Origin of the sequence: Corynebacterium sp. KPL2680 (genome assembly GCF_040225675.1) — a bacterium.
GTDB lineage: Bacteria > Actinomycetota > Actinomycetes > Mycobacteriales > Mycobacteriaceae > Corynebacterium > Corynebacterium rhinophilum.
The window spans coordinates 17,280-32,729 of sequence record NZ_JBEHFM010000003.1; the positions used below are offsets into that span (position 1 = coordinate 17,280).

The 15,450-nt window shown below is 59.1% G+C and carries 14 protein-coding genes and 1 tRNA gene; 10 read left to right on the forward strand and 5 right to left on the reverse strand.

All coding sequences use genetic code 11. From position 1 onward, the window contains the following. Positions 1-66 precede the first annotated feature (66 nt). From ABRP66_RS02265 to ABRP66_RS02280, 4 genes are all read left to right on the forward strand, one after another. Positions 67-327, forward strand: a complete 261-nt coding sequence (locus tag ABRP66_RS02265) for a DUF2249 domain-containing protein (RefSeq protein WP_284769854.1) — start codon at positions 67-69, stop codon at positions 325-327. Positions 328-411: 84 nt separating this feature from the next. Continuing rightward, on the forward strand, positions 412-1,173 hold the full coding sequence (modA, locus tag ABRP66_RS02270; RefSeq protein WP_349838284.1) for a molybdate ABC transporter substrate-binding protein: 762 nt from the start codon (positions 412-414) through the stop codon (positions 1,171-1,173). Positions 1,174-1,176: 3 nt separating this feature from the next. Continuing rightward, positions 1,177-3,033 (forward strand): ATP-binding cassette domain-containing protein, encoded by a 1,857-nt coding sequence (locus ABRP66_RS02275; protein WP_349838285.1) that lies wholly within the window; start codon positions 1,177-1,179, stop codon positions 3,031-3,033. A 4-nt stretch (positions 3,034-3,037) separates the two neighbouring features. Further along, positions 3,038-3,697, forward strand: coding sequence for a helix-turn-helix transcriptional regulator (locus ABRP66_RS02280; protein ID WP_284796325.1), 660 nt, complete (start codon positions 3,038-3,040; stop codon positions 3,695-3,697). On the opposite strand, the gene thrB is transcribed toward ABRP66_RS02280, so the two are convergent. The 4 genes from thrB to argS all read right to left on the reverse strand — a co-directional run bounded on the left by thrB (position 3,684) and on the right by argS (position 9,149). Beyond that, positions 3,684-4,613, reverse strand: coding sequence for a homoserine kinase (gene thrB / locus ABRP66_RS02285; protein WP_284852162.1), 930 nt, complete (start codon positions 4,611-4,613; stop codon positions 3,684-3,686). The genes ABRP66_RS02280 and thrB overlap by 14 nt on opposite strands. 23 nt (positions 4,614-4,636) lie before the next feature. Then, a complete protein-coding gene (locus ABRP66_RS02290) occupies positions 4,637-5,980 on the reverse strand; it encodes a homoserine dehydrogenase (RefSeq protein ID WP_284782551.1) in 1,344 nt (447 codons plus the stop codon). A 178-nt stretch (positions 5,981-6,158) separates the two neighbouring features. Next, complete coding sequence (gene lysA, locus ABRP66_RS02295) at positions 6,159-7,496, reverse strand: diaminopimelate decarboxylase (RefSeq protein WP_349838286.1); 1,338 nt, start codon at positions 7,494-7,496, stop codon at positions 6,159-6,161. Further along, the gene (gene argS / locus ABRP66_RS02300) at positions 7,497-9,149 is read right to left on the reverse strand and encodes an arginine--tRNA ligase (protein ID WP_284769860.1); all 1,653 of its coding nucleotides are present in this window, start codon (positions 9,147-9,149) and stop codon (positions 7,497-7,499) included. 224 nt (positions 9,150-9,373) lie between these two features. Here argS and ABRP66_RS02305 point away from each other — a divergent pair, with 224 nt between their 5' ends. From ABRP66_RS02305 to ABRP66_RS02330, 6 genes are all read left to right on the forward strand, one after another. After that, positions 9,374-10,159: a (Fe-S)-binding protein gene (locus tag ABRP66_RS02305; RefSeq protein WP_284782550.1), complete on the forward strand. Its 786-nt coding sequence runs from the start codon at positions 9,374-9,376 to the stop codon at positions 10,157-10,159. Further along, positions 10,159-11,664 (forward strand): lactate utilization protein B, encoded by a 1,506-nt coding sequence (locus ABRP66_RS02310; RefSeq protein WP_284784698.1) that lies wholly within the window; start codon positions 10,159-10,161, stop codon positions 11,662-11,664. Before ABRP66_RS02305 ends, ABRP66_RS02310 begins: the two co-directional genes overlap by 1 nt. Further along, positions 11,661-12,281, forward strand: a complete 621-nt coding sequence (locus ABRP66_RS02315) for a LutC/YkgG family protein (protein WP_284769862.1) — start codon at positions 11,661-11,663, stop codon at positions 12,279-12,281. The genes ABRP66_RS02310 and ABRP66_RS02315 overlap by 4 nt, the downstream gene beginning before the upstream one ends. Positions 12,282-12,392: 111 nt before the next feature. Next, positions 12,393-13,949, forward strand: coding sequence for an alpha/beta fold hydrolase (locus tag ABRP66_RS02320; RefSeq protein ID WP_284796323.1), 1,557 nt, complete (start codon positions 12,393-12,395; stop codon positions 13,947-13,949). 53 nt (positions 13,950-14,002) lie between these two features. Beyond that, positions 14,003-14,076 (forward strand) — tRNA-Arg (locus ABRP66_RS02325). Between the two features lie 147 nt (positions 14,077-14,223). Beyond that, a complete protein-coding gene (locus ABRP66_RS02330; RefSeq protein WP_005282354.1) occupies positions 14,224-14,382 on the forward strand; it encodes a hypothetical protein in 159 nt (52 codons plus the stop codon). Positions 14,383-14,898: 516 nt separating this feature from the next. On the opposite strand, the gene ABRP66_RS02335 is transcribed toward ABRP66_RS02330, so the two are convergent. Next, positions 14,899-15,348: a Panacea domain-containing protein gene (locus tag ABRP66_RS02335; protein ID WP_284769864.1), complete on the reverse strand. Its 450-nt coding sequence runs from the start codon at positions 15,346-15,348 to the stop codon at positions 14,899-14,901. Positions 15,349-15,450: the final 102 nt, after the last annotated feature.

Genomic DNA, 15,450 nt, shown 5'->3' on the forward strand with positions numbered 1-15,450 from the left:
TTTAATCGTACTAATATTGGTGGCAAGGTAAAACCTCACCCCACCTCCGAAAGGATGATCCTCACCATGGAACTTCCCATCACCGATTCTTCCCAGCAGAACTCCATCCCCACGCTCAACGCGACCGAAATCCCCCACGCCGTGCGTCACGGTGCCATCCACGGCGCTTTGGGCACCCTGAACGTGGGCCAAGCCATGATCCTCATCGCCCCACACAACCCCCTCCCCCTACTCAAGGAAGTAGAAGAGCGCGCGGAGAAATTTGAGCTGTCGTACCTCAAGGAAGAAGAAAACGACTATCACATCAAGTTCACGCGAATTTCGTAGTGTATTTCCGTAACAATCGATAGGCTATGTGCTGATAACTTCATCTCTCATACTAAGTTGCCTACATAACACGGAACATTCACTATGAATAAGAAATTTGCCGCAGCCGCCGTGGCTGCGACCGGGCTGGCGCTCTCCGCCTGCTCTCCCGATACCTCCACTACCTCCGATGCGGAGGAGACCAGCTTGAACCTACTGGCTGCATCGTCCACCCGCGTCATCAACGATGAACTGGAAAAGCGCGCTTCCGAGTTCGACGCCCCGGTAAACCTCGAGTTCCAAAATGGCGGCTCTTCCGACTTGGTCAATAAGCTCAGCGAGGGCGCTCCTGCGGACTTGCTGCTTACCGCGTCCAAAAAGACCATGGACAAGGCAATCAATGACGGAACCGTCAAGGACCCGAAAGTGCTTGCCACCAACGTCATGGTGATGGTCGTGCCGAAGGGCAACCCGGGCAATATCCACTCCATCGAGGATCTGCAGAACGAAGACCGCTTCGTCATCTGTGACCCGCAGGTTCCCTGCGGAGATATCTCTTCCCAGATCATCGAAGAAAACAACCTGGACGTAAAGCCCGCCTCCCAGGAGCAGCAGGTCGCTGACGTTTTGGGCAAGGTCGTCTCCGGTGAGGCCAATGCCGGCTGGGTCTACTCCACCGACGCCGCGGCCGCTGGCGATGATGTAGAGGTTATCGAGATTCCGGATGCTGATAAGTTTGCCAACCAAATCCTAGGCGCAGTCTCCGCCGAGGCTGCACACCCAGAAGAGGCACAGAAGGTCCTTGACCTGCTGGCCGATGACTTTGATAAGACCTGGGAAGAGCACGGCTTTAACCCAGCAGATTAATCAATGACCCCTCCCCAGCCCATACGCCTTAAATCTCCGCTCGTTATCGGCCTTATCGGCCTTATCGCGGTCGTTGTCATCCTCGTCCCCGTAGCCTCCCTGGGGCTGCGCGTACCGTGGAACCGCATCGGCGAATACCTCGCCAAACCGGAGATTTGGGACATGCTCAAGCTGTCCCTTACCGCGGCATTCCAATCAATGCTGCTGGCGATGGTGCTGGGGACCGGCCTTGCCTTATGGGTCCAACAACTCGGCCGAGGCAGCGGCGTTATCCGCCTGTTCATCTATTTGCCCCTGGCCATGCCACCCGTGGTGGGCGGTTTGGCGCTGACCGCCGCCATTGGCCGCAGGGGCTATTTAGCCCCGTTTCTTGACGCCATAGACTTCCATTTTGCTTTTGCTTTTCCCGGCGTCATCGCCGCGCAGTGCTTCGTCGCCTTGCCCTTCGTCGTGGTGGCGGTCGATTCCGCCCTGCGCCAATTGGATCAAGAGATTTTGGCCTCTGCCGCCAGCGTAGGCCTTTCCCGCTGGGAGGTACTGCGCAAAATCACCATCCCCTCCATCGCCCCCGCCTTGGCCACCGGCGCCGGCCTTGCCTTTGCCCGGTCCCTCGGCGAGTTCGGTACCACGCTGACCTTTGCGGGCTCCCAGCCGGGCGTGACCCGCACGATGCCGCTCGGTATTTACCTGGAGCGCGAGGTCGATACCGATGGTGCCTATGTGCTTTCCGCCATCCTCATTGCGATGGCCATCCTCTGCCTCGCCCTCGCCGGGCTTCCCTCTCTCCTCCAGCGTTCCTATCAGGCGCAGGCCCGCGAGCTGCACAGCATGGACTATGAGAAGCTCAGCGCCCTGACGGCCCCGGAAAAGGCCCCTACTCTATCCGTCACGGCGGATGGGGAGACGACGGAATTTACCCCGCGCGCGATCACCGCCATCGTCGGTTCCAATGGCTCGGGCAAAACCACGCTGATGAGCCGCATCGCTGGGCGTCTGACCGGCGCGGAGATTAGCGCCAACCAGGATGACATCGTCCTGCTGACCCAGCGCCCCGGCCTGCCGCCGCGGGCTACCGCCAACCAAGCCATCGCGATGGTCACCCGCGATAAGCAGCGCGCCACGCAGTTGCTGGAGGCGGCGGGCTTGCGTGAGCTTAACGATGTCCCCGTGCCAGCCCTTTCCGGCGGCCAGGCCGCCCAAGTCGCCTTCGTCCGCGCGCTCGCCGCGCGGCCCACCATCCTGATTCTGGATGAGCCCTTGGCGGCCATCGATGTGGAATCCGCCAGCAAGTGGCGCCGCTTCCTGCGCGCTACCCGCCGCGACCGCACCACCTTGCTGGTGACCCACAATGCGTTGGATATTGCCGGGCTTGCCGATGACATGGTGGTCATGAATTCCGGCCGCGTCACCGCCCACGGGCCTGCCGCAGACCTCCTCGATGTCCCACCCACCGGCTTCGTGGCTAATATCGCAGGCCTCAACCGCGTGGAAGGCACCGTCACAGAGGCGACTGCTACCGAGACCGTCATTACCTGCGGGAATGCCACCATCACTGGCGGGCCCGCCGATCTCCGCGCCGGCGATAAGGTAGCGGTCACCTTTAAACCCAGCGACGTGCACCTTACGGCTGAAGCCTCTACCGGGGTCAATCACTGGTCCACCAAGGTCATCGCGGTAGAAGCTGCCAGCACGGCGGATGCTCGATTAAGCCTAGATATGGACGGGCAATCCATCACTGTGCCGGTGAGTAGGCAGGTAGCTTTAGGTATTGATACTGGCGATACCGTATCCTATAGCGTGGCTAAAGATAAGATTTCTGTTAATCAAGCCCCTCAACAGCACTCAGAGATACGAAGTTAATCGCATGCCTAATTCGCTCCCCCGCCCCAGTACAGAACTTTTCCCAGAAGCACTCAAGCTTTCCCCTAAGCAGCGCGAGGTGCTCACGCAGCTCCAGCACTACCCGCGAGGAGCCCGTGCGGCGGAGGTAGCAAAAGATTTAGGCATGCACGTCAATACCGCGCGCGGGCATATCGATGAGCTCATTCATGTCGGTGCCGTCACCGCCGTTCCAGAGCACAGCACCGGTCGCGGACGCCCGTCCCTGATTTTCCAGGCGCGCGTGCCAGATAACCGCGCCATCGCAGACGAATACGTCAGCCTCATTAGCGTGCTGACCTCGATGCTCGCGGGCAAAGAAGAGCTCGATGATTTCTCTTCCCCACAGGCCCGGGAGCTGGGACGCCAATGGGCGCGCGCCACGGGCGCGGACATTCACAGCGGGGCGCTCGATACCCTTTTTGCCACCCTGCGCGATATGGGTTTTGATCCTTCGCAGGGCGCAGATCCTTCCGAAATCGAGTTGAATGCCTGCCCGTTCGTCTCCTCCGGAACCACCCCGAGCCCCTTTGTCTGCGCCATACACGCTGGCTTTTTGCAGGAAGCCAGCGGTACGGACGCGGACATCGCCTTAACGCCGATGCAGCGCCCCGAAGTGTGCCAGATCGAGATTAAGCCTGTGTAACTTCCACGCGAACCGGGCCCGCGACCTTGAGATCGAAGACGCGCAGGCCCTGCTCGCGGGCATCATCGAGAATACTCTCGTCGATGTCCTCCGTGTGCAGCACCATCACCGTTGGCCCCGCTCCGGAAAGATAGGCGGCGTACCCGCGGTTGCGCAGGCGGTTCACCCACTCCGCGGTCACGGGAAGCACGTCGGCGCGATACGGCTGGTGTAAGCGGTCGCGGGTGCCTTCCCACAGTAACTCCGGGTAGTTCTGCAATGCGGCTACCTGGACGGCGGTGCGGGAGACGTTAAAGGCGGCATCGGAATGCGTCACGTGCGAAGGCAGAACGCGACGCACCGCCTGGGTGGAGGCGTGGGAATCCGGCACCAGCGCGGTCGCCCGAATATCGGGATGCACGTTGATGGTAGCGGCCTTGTATTCCGGTAAGGATCGGCCATCGACAGGAACCGTCGTCCACGAGACCACGGCACTGCCCAGTACCGAGGCCGCGGCATTATCCGGGTGGCCCTCAAACGCCGAGGACAATTGCACGAGCTGATCTTGGGTCAGCGGGCTGCCCGCCAAGGCATTGCCCGCGGCCACGCCGGCGACCGCTGTAGACGCCGAAGAACCCAGGCCGCGCGATTGGGGAATCGTATTATGCGAAACCACGCGCAGCCCCGGCACCGTAGCTTCGGCCGCAGATAGGGCGGACCGGATGGCCTTAACCATCAGGTGCGAGCCATCGCGCGGGAGGTCTTCTGCCCCCTCGCCAAAAATCTCCACCTCAAGGCCGGAGGGAATGACCTCCACCTCGGCGGTGTCATACATGCTCAGTGACATGCCCAGGGTGTCATAGCCCGGCCCCAGGTTCGCCGTGGAGGCGGGGACGGTGACTATCGCTTTGGTGCCGACTTCAACTTCGATGCTCATGGTGACTAATATATCGAACCGGTTTAGCTGCCCAGGCGGATGACCGAGTGAACGGCCTTGACCTCATCGAGCTCGCCCAAGGCGGAGACGATGTTTTCCAGGGTCGCTTCCTTGGCAGCGTGGGTGACCACGATAAGGCGCGCGGTGTCCTCGCCGTCTTCCTGGCGCACGGTGCGCAGGGATACCCCATGCTGTGCGAAAAGCGCGGAAATAGCCTCCAAGACGCCAGCGCGGTCCTGGACTTCCATATCGATGTGGAAACGGGTATCAACCTCGCCGAAGTCCGCAATCGGCAAGTTAGCGTAGGTATTCTCGCCAGGCGCGCGGCCGCCGTGGACGATATTGCGGGCGGCACCGACGACATCGCCAAGCACGGCCGAAGCAGTGGGGTTGCCGCCAGCACCATTGCCGTAGAACATGAGCGATCCGGCTGCCTCAGCCTCGACGAAGATGGCGTTATAGGACTCGCTGACGGTAGCCAGCGGGTGCTCCTTGGCCACCAAGGTCGGGTGCACGCGCGCGTTGACCACTTCGGATCCATCCTCGCGGCGCAGGCGCTCACAAATGGCCAGCAGCTTGATGGAATAGCCGGCATCATTCGCCGCGGCAATATCGTCTGCCGTGATATCGGTAATTCCCTCGCAGTGCACGTCCTCGAACTTCACGCGGGTGTGGAAACCGATGGAGGCCATAATGGCGGCCTTGGACGCCGCGTCATGCCCCTCCACGTCCGCGGTGGGATCCGCCTCGGCATAGCCCAGGCGGGTAGCTTCTGCCAGGGCCTCGTCATAGGTGGCGCCGGTGGATTCCATGGCATCCAAGATGTAGTTGGTCGTGCCGTTGACGATGCCGGAGATGCGCTCGATCTGGTCGCCTGCCAAGGAGCGACGCAGCATACCCACGACGGGGATGGCGGCGGCAACGGCGGCCTCAAAGTACAGGTCAACGCCGGAGCGTTCGGCGGCCTCGGCCAATTCATCAGCGTGCGCGGCAACGAGCGCCTTATTCGCCGTCACCACGGACTTGCCGGAATTAAGCGCGGTCAACACCAGCTCGCGCGGGAAATCGATCCCGCCGATGACCTCCACCACCAAGTCGATATCATCGCGGGAGATCAGGGCCTTGGCATCATCCGTCAACAATTCGCTGGGCACGCCCGGGCGCAGCTTATTCTTGTTCTGGATGGCGATGCCACGGATCTCTGCTGGCCCACCGATGCGATGAGCAAAGGCATCCGCATTTTCATCTAAGAGGCGGAAAACTTCCGCGCCCACGGTGCCGAATCCAAGCAGCGCGATGCCAACGGTTTCGCCTTCACCCTTGCCGGTACGCGAATGTAGCTGTAGCTCACTGTTTGAAGCATCCATAGTCCGTCTCCATGTCGATTTAGTGGTCGAAAATGTCTCCCGCTGTATGCGGCTACAGGTCACTATACAGAACGAGCTGTCTATATTGCGACATGCGGGGGATAATATTCGTTTAGCTACAGAAAACCCCCGCCGCACAGGCCTATTGCAGCCCGTGCGTTGCGGGGGTAGTACTGGCTTAATCCACTTCCAAGGACAAAAGATCCTCGATGGTTTCGCGCCGCAGCATGGGCTTGGTATTTCCCACGCGCGTGGCAACCACGGCTGGGCGCACCGCGCCGTTGTACCGGGACGACATCATGTACTGATACCCACCGGTAGCAGCGAAGGCGAGCAAGTCTCCCGGCTGAATATCATTGGGCAATTCGCCTTCCTCCAGCAGAATATCGCCGGATTCGCAGTGGAAGCCCACGATGCGCGAGGGCACCATCTCGCCATCGCTAAAGCGGTTTACCAGGCGCACATCGTATTCGGAACCATAGAGCGCGGGGCGAATGTTATCGGACATTCCCCCATCGATAGAGATATACCGGCGCACCGGCAAATCGGCCTTGCCGGTTTCCACATCCTTGACCGTACCCACGCGGTAGACGGTCACGGCAGACCCGGCCACCAAGGAGCGCCCCGGTTCCACGAGGAGGAACGGCGCCTTAATGTCGAGTTCTTCCGCGGTCTGGTCCACGGCCCGCAGCATGTCCTGCGCCACGCGGTCAATATTCAGGGCTTCCTCATAGGGCATATATGGAATACCAAAGCCGCCGCCCAAGTCCAGCTCGGCTAGGTCAACGCCCAGCTCGGTGTGGATTTGACGGTAGAGCTCCAGCACTCGCTCGGCGGCGAGTTTAAAACCCTCGGCATTGAAAACCTGGGAGCCTACATGGCAGTGCAAGCCGCTCAAGTGGAGGTTATCCACCTCAAGGCAGCGCTTAGCGGCGGCGAAAGCCGCGCCCGTGGCCAGGGAAATACCGAATTTCTGGTCCTCGTGCGAGGTAGCAATGAATTCGTGGGTATGCGCATCCACACCCGGCTTGACGCGAATCATTACCGGCTGCACCACGCCTGCCTCGCCGGCGATGCGGTTGAGCTCTTCGAGCTCCTGCTCATTATCGATGACCACGTGGCCCACGCCCGCATCCACGCACAGGCGCAGGTATTCCTCGTCTTTATTATTCCCGTGCGCCGTAATGCGCGCTGCCGGGAACTCTGCGGCGAGCGCAATCTTTAGCTCATTGAGCGCGGCAGCATCGAGGCACAGGCCTTCTTCATTGACCCACTGCACTACCTTTTTGGAAATGAATGCCTTGGAGGCATAGTGCACGTGATCGGGTCCACCGAAGGCGCGGGCCATGTCTTGGCAGCGCGAGCGGAAGTCATCTTCATCGAAGACGTACAGCGGGGTCTGGAATTCCTCTGCCAAATCCGGCAAGGGGACTTCCGCTACGGTTACTACGCCGTCTTCCTGGCGGCTCGCATTCCGCGGCCACACGTGGGCGGGAAGCTCATTGAAATCAGTCATTTACATCTTCTCCGGTGCGCTCACGCCCACCATGGTCAAGGCATTGGACAGGACGACGCGGGATGCTTCTGCCAATGCGAGGCGTGCACTGTGAATGGGCTGCTCTTCCTCCCCTGCCTTGGGCAGAACCTGGCAGGTGTCATAGAAACGGTGGAATACGCCAGCCAACTCTTCGGCATAGCGCGCCACGCGGTGCGGCTCGCGCAGTTCCGCGGCATCTGCCACCACTGCGGGGAACTCGCCCAGGGTGCGGATGAGGTCGCCTTCGCGCTCATGCTCCAGCAGGGAGAGGTCTGCACCCTCGGAGCTAACCCCCAACTCCGCCGCCTTGCGCCCGATCGAGCACAGCCGCGCATGGCCGTATTGCACGTAGTAGACAGGATTATCCGAGGACTGCGACTCCCACAGGCCCAAGTCGATATCGATGGACTGATCCACCGACGAGCGCACCAGCGAATACCGCGATGCATCAACACCGATGGCGGCAACCAAATCCTCGATGGTGATCACGGTGCCCGCGCGCTTGGACATGCGCACCGGCTTGCCATCGCGCAGCAGGTTGACCATCTGGCCAATGAGCACTTCGACGCCATCGGCGTCATAGCCCAAGGCGGCTGCCGCAGCCTTCAGGCGCGGGACATAACCGTGGTGGTCAGCGCCCAGCATGTAGATATTGAGATCGTGACCGCGGTCGAATTTATCGGCCACGTAGGCGATATCGCCGGCGATATAGGCCGCATTACCGTCCGATTTCACCACGACGCGATCCTTAGAATCGCCATAATCGGTGGACTTTAGCCACCACGCATTGTCCGCCTCATAGAGGTGGCCTTCAGACTTCAGGGTCTCAAGCGCCTTGTCTACCGCCCCAGATTCAAAAAGCGAATTTTCGTGGAAGTAGACATCAAAATCCACGCCGAATTCATGCAGGGACTGCTTAATCTGCGCAAACATCATCTCCACGCCATCGGCGCGGAAGGCCTCTTGTACCTGCGCAGCATCACCCTCGAGCGCGCTTGGATTCTTTTCCACAACCGCGTTTGCGATGTCGTGGATATAATCTCCGCCGTAGCCGTCCTCCGGCGTGGGCTCGCCCTTTGCGGCAGCAACAAGGGAGCGGGAGAAGCGGTCAATCTGGCCGCCGTGGTCGTTGAAGTAGTACTCGCGGGTGACCTCTGCACCGGAAGCCGTGAGCACCCTACCCAGCGAATCGCCGACCGCGGCCCAGCGCGTACCGCCCAAGTGAATCGGGCCGGTGGGATTGGCAGATACGAATTCCAGGTTAATCTTCTTGCCCGCAAAGGAATCATTGGAACCGTAGTCCGCGCCTGCCTGCAGAATCTGGGCAACAATCTCGCCCTGGGCAGCGGCGGCCAAGCGGATATTAATAAAGCCAGGACCGGCAATATCGGCCTCCGCGATAGCATCGTGCTGGGCCAATTTTTGTGCTAACCAGCCACCAAATTCGCGCGGATTCGCGCCGGCCTTCTTGGCCACCTGCAGTGCAAGGTTGGTGGCGTAGTCACCGTGTTCTGGGTTGCGGGGTCGCTCTACCGTGACAGATTCCGGCAATACGGACGCGTCTAGGTCATGTTCTGCCATGACCTCGGTGGCGGATTCTTTAACTAAGGTGGCCAAATCAGCTGGAGTCATGTGGCAAGAGTCTAGTTCACTGCCCCGACACGTGCGAAAAGAAGCACTGGCTAACATTTCAGAGGGCAAAATTTACTCATTTTCTAGACCTCTTAGGCAAACCTATATTGCGATATATATTACAAAATATATGCTGGTAGAACGTGATTCACACTACATTTCACGTGATGAATGTGTAGGGTTAGTTACACCTCCATGACTTAAAAACTAATAAGGAGCACCGTATGCGCATTGCGCTTTTTTCTACTTGCATTGGTGACACCCTTTTCCCGGACGTCCAAAAGGCGACGGCATTGGTTCTCTCCCGGTTAGGTCACGAAGTTGTCCTTCCGGAGGAGCAAACCTGCTGCGGCCAGATGCACATCAACACCGGCTATCAAAAGGAAACGCTGGGGATGATCCGCTCTTATGCGGATGCCTTCGCAGATCCTTCCATTGACTACGTCGTGGCAGCCTCCGGTTCCTGCGTGGCAGCGGTTCGCGACCGCCACGAAAGCATTGCTGACCGCTTCGGCACGTCCGCCGATGTCGATGGCGCGCAAAAGACCGCACAAAAGACCTACGATCTCACCGAATTTTTGGTCGATATTGAAGGCGTGACCAACGTCGGCGCTTTCTTCCCACACCGCGTGACTTACCACTCCGCTTGCCACGGCCTGCGCTTCCTCAAGCTGGAAGACCGCCCCTACAAGCTTTTGCAAGAAGTCGAGGGCATCGACTTGGCACCGCTAGCCAATAGCGAAGAGTGCTGCGGCTTCGGTGGCACCTTTGCCCTGAAGAATGCGGAGGTCTCACAGGCCATGGTCTCCGATAAGACTCGCCACATTAAAGACACCAAGGCTGAGTACGTGACCGCCGGTGACTCCTCCTGCCTGATGAATATCGGCGGCGCCCTGCACCGCCAGCGCTCCGGCATTCGCGTCCTACATATGGCAGAGATTTTGGCCTCCACGAAGGAACACCCGTGGCAGCCAGACTCCGCCGCTTACTCCAAGGAGACGATGCTCTAATGACCTCTTTCCTCGACACCACCCCACCACGCGCCCCTGAAGGCTACGGCAACCTGCGTGGCAGCAAGGCCTTCGTCCCGCTCGCGCACGTCGGGCTGAATAACGCTACCCAGCGTCACAACCTGCAGCACGCGACCACCACCATCCGCCAAAAGCGCGCCAACACCGTGCAGGAAGTAGATGACTGGCAGCAGCTCCGCAACGCCGGGTCTGCCCTCAAAGAGGACGTCACCGCCCGCATGCCGGAATTGCTCGAGCAATTTGAAAAGGCAGTGTCTGACCGCGGCGGCATCGTCCACTGGGCCCGCGATGCCAAGGAAGCCAACGAGATCATTGAAGGTCTCATCCGCGAAACGGGTGAAACCGACGTGGTCAAGGTGAAATCCATGGCTACCCAAGAAATCGGCTTAAACGAGCACCTCGAAGAGGCCGGAATCCACGCCCAGGAAACCGACTTGGCAGAGCTCATCGTCCAGCTTGGTGACGATATGCCATCGCACATTCTGGTGCCCGCAATTCACCGCAACCGCGCGGAAATTCGCGATATCTTCGTCGATAAGATGCCCAACACGGATGACTCGCTGAAGGCCGAGCCCGCCGAGTTGGCCGAGGCATCCCGCCAGTTCCTGCGCCAGCAGTTCATGAAGGCCAAGGTCGCCATTTCCGGCGCCAACTTCGGCGTTGCTGAAACCGGCACCGTCAACGTCGTGGAATCTGAGGGCAATGGCCGCATGTGCCTGACGCTGCCGGAAACGCTGATTACCGTCATGGGCATCGAAAAGCTCGTGCCTACCTTCCAGGACCTGGAAGTCTTCCTGCAGCTGCTCCCCCGTTCCTCCACCGCGGAGCGCATGAACCCGTATACCTCCATGTGGTCCGGTGTGACAGAGGGCGATGGCCCGCAGAACTTCCACATCGTCTTGCTGGATAATGGGCGCACCGCAGCGTTGTCTTCGCCCGTTGGCCACCAAGCACTGAAGTGCATCCGTTGCTCGGCCTGCCTCAATGTCTGCCCCGTGTACGAGCGCGCCGGCGGACACGCCTACGGCTCCGTGTACCCGGGCCCCATCGGTATCTCCCTGACCCCGCAGCTAACTGGCATGAAGGACCACAACGATCCATCGGCTAGCTTGCCGTACGCCTGCTCGCTGTGCGGGCGCTGCGACGACGTGTGCCCGGTGAAGATTCCGCTTTCTGATGTCATCTTAGAAAACCGCCACCAGAAGGTCACCCATGCTGCCTCGCCGATCGAGCCAAAGCTGTTCAAGACGGTGCAGCTGCTCTGGGACAACCCGAAGATGTGGGATAAGGTCACCCACCTCGTGGCACTTGGCCGCGTGATGGGCGGATTCAACGGCACCATCGAGTCGCTGCCGCTGTTCATGTCCGGTTGGTCCGATGGCCGCGATACCGCGATTCCGCCAAAGAAATCCTTCCGCCAATGGTTCGACTCCGAAGAAGGCAAAGAGCTGCTGTCCAATGCCCGTAAGGAGGCCTCCAAGTGAGCGCAAAGCAAGACATCCTAAACCGCATTCGCTCGGCACAGAAGCAGGCTGGGCTGCCAGATCACGTCGATGTGCCCCGCGAATACCAGCGCGAAGGCACGCTGAATGATGATGAACTGCGCGAGATGCTGGTCGATCGCCTCGAGGACTACAAGGCGGAAGTCCACGTCACGGAGGAAAGCGATCTCAAAAAGACGCTGGATTCCATCGTCAACGATCGCAACTGTAAGGACATCCGCTACGCCCCGGGCATGAATGCCGATCTTTTTGATGGCCTTCCGGCCCGCCCGGACGACGAGGAAGCGGATCCGCGCGAGCTTGACGATGCCGATGCCGTCGTCACCGAGTCCCTTGTGTCTTCTGCGCAGACCGGCACCATCGTATTGCAGTCCGATTCCCGCTGCGGCCGCCGCGCCTTGACGCTGGTACCGGACCGTCACATCTGTATCGTCCGCCGCGACGAGGTTGTCTACGGCATCACTGAGGTCATTTCCCGGATGAACCCAGATAAGCCCGCAACGTGGATTTCTGGCCCTTCCGCGACCTCCGATATCGAGCTCTCGCGCGTTGAGGGTGTGCACGGCCCGCGCGATCTCATCGTGATTATTGTGAAGTAACGAGGCTAGGGTGCCGAGTTAGGGCACCCGCCGCGTGGCAATTACTGCCACGAACCTGAAAGAAGCATAAGCTAACTCTGACGAACGTTATAGGAGTCGGAGCTTTAGCTTATGCTTTCTTTTTCTCGAAAAATTTCTACCGTAGTCTGCGCTAGCGCCCTCGCACTGGGCGTGGCAGCCCCCACCGCCGCCGCGGCGGATCCAGAAATCACCTGGGAGGATTGCCCCGCACAGGTCAATCTGGATGGCGCCGAGTGCGGCCGGATAGAGGTACCTACCTACTACGATAACCCCGAGGCCGGAACCATTAGCGTTGGTTTTGTCCGCGTACCTGCGGCACAACCAGACGCACGCCGTGGCGCGCTCTTTACCAACCCAGGTGGCCCTGGCGGTGACGCCTATTCTTGGGCTGGCAACGATGCCGTCGAATGGCCCGAAGAAATTCGCAACGAATGGGATCTGATCGGCGTCCAACCGCGCGGGCTGCCCGGTTCCACCCCGGTAGACTGCGCCGCCACCCCGAATTTCAATCCCATCGAGGCCACTACGCAGATCGGCAAGGCCACCCGCGATGCCTGCGAGCAGAATACCCCTGGCTATACCAACTCTTTGACCACCTCAAATACCGCCCAAGACTGGGAGAAGGTGCGCCAAGCGCTGGGTGAGGAGGTCATCGACATCGCCGGCATTTCCTACGGCACCTATCTTGGCTCCGCCTACGCCACCCAGTATCCGCAGCACACCGGCAAGGTGCTGCTCGATTCCGGCATGAGCCCGCAGCTGGCATGGAACGGCATCTTCACCTCGCAGCAACAAGGGTACGAAAATGCGCTGCACGATCTTTTCCAGTTCATCGCGGATAATGACGCCACCTACCATTTGGGCACTACTGCACTCCAGGTCTATGAAAAGTGGTCGCAGAAAGTCGCCATGGAAGCCGGCGCCCGCCCTACGGTCTTGCCACCGGATGCGAAAATCGGTGACCTTCCCCCAGGACTCGAATTCGCCGGCCAGCCGGGCGCGGACATCATGACCGCCACGGGTGAGCTGCGCGTGCAGGCAGAATTCCTCGCCAACAAGGCGCTTAACCCACAAGCGGATCAGCGCGCCTCTGTGACCTTAGGCAAGACCCGCGAGGTCGTTCCCATGCCCGCGCACTGGGATGAGTTTGCCAAGTACTTAAACGGCAGTAAGCCTCTCGAGGTCGTCGATGATCCGGAGCTTGCCCGCGCGGTGCAACAGCAAACAATCCAGATGATGAATATGCAGAATCTCATCGTCTGCAACGAGAACACCGTCGCTGGTAACCCGTGGCTCTTCCCCACCTACCTGTGGTCCAACTTTGTCACCGGCGATATTTTCTCCCTGGTTAATTCCATGTACGGATCTGGCGCCGGGTGCGGCGGACGCGGACCCGTTACCGGCGGGGCGCCACTCGATGGGTCGCACCTTGCCACAAAGCCGCTGCAAATCCAAGGCACGGGCGATCCGCAGACCCCGTACCAGTACCACGCGGCCCTCTCCCAGCCCATGCAATCGCACGTCGTCACCGTCCACGGCCCCGGCCACGGGCACTTTGCGCTGGGTAATAAGGCCGTCGATGAGATTGGCGTGCACTATCTGCGCACCGGTGAGGTAACCACCGCTGACGCACCGGGCCTGATTTAGTTCCCGAGCGGGAGATGCGCTAGAATCACATCGTTGGGAATTTTCCCAGCGATGTCTCCGTAGCTCAGCGGATTAGAGCATCGGTTTCCGGTACCGAAGGTCGCAGGTTCGATCCCTGTCGGGGACACAAATTTTTAGCCCCTTCGCTTTTGCCAGCGAGGGGGTTTCAATATACGCCCCGTTTGCGGATTAAGTAGCCACCGGAGGTTCAGGAAGCCCTTACCATCCTGAACCTCCGGGCTACCCCTCCAATTCTAAACGGAAGGATAAACCCATGACCACACGAACTCTCTACTTCATCGCCCTGGCCCTACTAGCCATATCTTTGATCATCAACGTCATCAACGGGTTCGCTATCTTCAGCACCATCCTCACCGGCGTTGCGGTGGCTACACTTGGCTGTGCCACCTACAAGAAAGTGTGGAAAAAATAAGCCCGCGAATCACGGACGCAAAAGCCGAGCGAAAATTGTGAGACGGGGCTAGGACCAGCGCGTGGCAGGTGTCGCGGGCCCCGCTTTAATGTGAGTAAAGATCCCCATACTTAGTCTCTATCCATAGAACGTAGAAAATTCCACCGTCTTTCCAGCCAACGAATGGAAGGTTCTCTTGGTGCCGGAACACGCGGAATTTGGTTAGCTCTTGGAACTGCCTAGGTATTTGAGCTTTGATTTCGTTTTTTGGGATAAATTCCGAGCCGAGCCCGTGCCTGTGGTGATTAACGAGATCTGTCCAAGAAATTAGTGAGCGTTTGTGCCATTTATCGAGGAATTCGCGGCGCATCCTATCGGTCATTTGCCCGAATCCCCATCCGCTCTGCAGAAACCTAGTGGACAGGAGCGGGTATTCGTTTGATGCCGCTCGTATTGCGCTCAAGACGCCTGTATCTGCACCACTGTGATTCTTCGAAACCGGGCGCGTGCCACGTCTCTTACTTTTCTTTGCCATACCTAGTCGAAGTACTCTTTAAGGTCGGCATCAGAAATCTCAAGCCCCCGTTTTTCTTCAACGAAGTTTTTCTTCCAAGGTGACTCCGTATGGGTTTTATTACGTAAAGCCCACGCCGAATAGGGGCCATACTTATTCCATACGTCAATCAGGGTATCTTCTACAGGCCGATAATCATCCCAATTGAAGTCATCAGAAATAAAAGTATCGGGGTCGATCGGGCTCTTACCGTACTTTTTAAGTTCGCGGTAGATGTCTACAACGACAGGTCCGTGGGCCCATGCTTCCATCCGTTCATTGAAGAGCGGCACCCCTCCGGAGGCTCGCATGTAAAGGCCCTTTGCGTAGTAAAGAAGCTTTTGAATTTTCAGCGGTGTGAGCTCGGCTTCTTCGGTTTCTTCAGCCCAAGCTACGAGCCATTCTGCGATTTGATGAGCAGTGTATTGCTTCATTGTGCACCTCCTTCCTGCTTGTTTTAAACGCTACAGCACGTGGAGAGCACTTTCTATTCCTACCTACTCGGTGGGGCTTGACCCATGCAACCTGGCTTTCAA

Coding starts and splice junctions, on each gene's coding strand:
- argS (WP_284769860.1), bottom strand. CDS start 9,149: ATGACTCCAGCTGATTTGGCCACCTTAGTTAAAGAATCCGCCACCGAG.
- ABRP66_RS02265 (WP_284769854.1), top strand. CDS start 67: ATGGAACTTCCCATCACCGATTCTTCCCAGCAGAACTCCATCCCCACG.
- ABRP66_RS02275 (WP_349838285.1), top strand. CDS start 1,177: ATGACCCCTCCCCAGCCCATACGCCTTAAATCTCCGCTCGTTATCGGC.
- ABRP66_RS02290 (WP_284782551.1), bottom strand. CDS start 5,980: ATGGATGCTTCAAACAGTGAGCTACAGCTACATTCGCGTACCGGCAAG.
- ABRP66_RS02310 (WP_284784698.1), top strand. CDS start 10,159: ATGACCTCTTTCCTCGACACCACCCCACCACGCGCCCCTGAAGGCTAC.
- ABRP66_RS02335 (WP_284769864.1), bottom strand. CDS start 15,348: ATGAAGCAATACACTGCTCATCAAATCGCAGAATGGCTCGTAGCTTGG.
- ABRP66_RS02305 (WP_284782550.1), top strand. CDS start 9,374: ATGCGCATTGCGCTTTTTTCTACTTGCATTGGTGACACCCTTTTCCCG.
- thrB (WP_284852162.1), bottom strand. CDS start 4,613: ATGAGCATCGAAGTTGAAGTCGGCACCAAAGCGATAGTCACCGTCCCC.
- ABRP66_RS02330 (WP_005282354.1), top strand. CDS start 14,224: ATGACCACACGAACTCTCTACTTCATCGCCCTGGCCCTACTAGCCATA.
- modA (WP_349838284.1), top strand. CDS start 412: ATGAATAAGAAATTTGCCGCAGCCGCCGTGGCTGCGACCGGGCTGGCG.
- lysA (WP_349838286.1), bottom strand. CDS start 7,496: ATGACTGATTTCAATGAGCTTCCCGCCCACGTGTGGCCGCGGAATGCG.
- ABRP66_RS02320 (WP_284796323.1), top strand. CDS start 12,393: ATGCTTTCTTTTTCTCGAAAAATTTCTACCGTAGTCTGCGCTAGCGCC.
- ABRP66_RS02280 (WP_284796325.1), top strand. CDS start 3,038: ATGCCTAATTCGCTCCCCCGCCCCAGTACAGAACTTTTCCCAGAAGCA.